This window comes from Brevibacillus fluminis (genome assembly GCF_003710825.1).
Lineage (GTDB): Bacteria > Bacillota > Bacilli > Brevibacillales > Brevibacillaceae > Brevibacillus_D > Brevibacillus_D fluminis.
Genome location: NZ_RHHQ01000039.1, coordinates 1 through 406, shown reverse-complemented (window position 1 = coordinate 406; position 406 = coordinate 1). Strand labels below are relative to the sequence as shown.

The following is a 406-nucleotide window of genomic DNA, read 5'->3' as shown; positions in this document are numbered from 1 at the left end:
CCGGAACGGATCGGTGCCGCATACCCCTGCCAGCACAGGCGTGTTTTTGACGATCGGCAGCACCTCACCCGCCATCTCCACGACGATCTGATTGGCGTCACCATACGGCAAAAGCCCAGCCAGCGAGCCGCGCCCCGCCATCCGATAGCGCCCGGAATTGTAGATGATGATCAGGTCCGCGCCGCCCGCCTCGGCCGATTTGGCCGACAGCCCGGTGCCCGCACCCGCGCCGATGATCGGATTCCCTGCTTTGATTTCCTCCTGCAGACGTGCCAATGCTTCTTTTCTTGTCAACATGCTATCCTCTCCTACCATTCTCCGTTGAGTTCTTCTATCTGTTGTTTAGCCACTCTTGATATTGCTCATGGAACCGCTGTGCCATCGCCCTGGCAAAAGCGGGATCGTT

1 protein-coding gene is annotated in these 406 nt (G+C 58.9%); it reads right to left on the bottom strand.

Going from position 1 to position 406, the window contains the following annotated elements; genetic code table 11:
- On the bottom strand, nucleotides 1-297 hold a 297-nt coding region (locus tag EDM56_RS30720; RefSeq protein ID WP_148040438.1), incomplete at its 3' end, for a phosphoenolpyruvate hydrolase family protein.
- Nucleotides 298-406: the final 109 nt, after the last annotated feature.